The sequence below is a fragment of the Pseudomonas sp. ICMP 3272 genome (genome assembly GCF_001466905.1).
Classification (GTDB): Bacteria; Pseudomonadota; Gammaproteobacteria; order Pseudomonadales; family Pseudomonadaceae; genus Aquipseudomonas; species Aquipseudomonas amygdali.
The window spans coordinates 1-554 of the sequence record NZ_LKEK01000009.1; the positions used below are offsets into that span (position 1 = coordinate 1).

Annotated in this window: 1 pseudogene; it reads right to left on the bottom strand. The window is 60.5% G+C overall.

The window, feature by feature from the left end:
- Positions 1 to 554: pseudogene (locus AO068_RS02320) on the bottom strand (filamentous hemagglutinin N-terminal domain-containing protein); the annotation flags it as partial.

The window sequence follows — 554 nt, forward strand, 5'->3', positions numbered from 1 at the left end:
CGATGGTTTCAGTGATCACCAGTTTCAGGAACCGGTCAGCCATGACCTGGCCAGCGGCGTTGTCGAGGCTCAGCGCATTCAGGGTCGTGTTACCAGCGCTGGTCAGCTCGCCGCTGCGGCTCGACAGCTGGCCAGTGACGTTTACCAGCAGGTCGGCATCGCTGCTCAGGCTGCCGCTGTTGTTATTCAGCTCATTGGCCGTCAGATCGATACCGTTGCCAGACACCAGACCGCGCAGGTTGGTCAGCAGTTGATCAACACGCACAATGAGCGCTTTGTCGCTGAGCACCGAGCCTGCGGTGTTGTCCAGCGACGTAGCGGCCAGGGTGAAGCCGTTGGCGCTGGAAATTTCACCGCTGCGAAACTGGCCCGGCGCGGTAATCAGGCCGCCGTCGTTGTTCAGCACGCCATTGTTTAAATCGAGACTGACGTCACTGTTGCTGTACAGACGGCCATCGTTGGTCTGATTCAGGCCGGTGACCACGGCAGTCAGGGCCATGGCGCTGGCGATACGACCGGCGTCACTGTTATTGACCAGCCCGGCATCGAGCTGG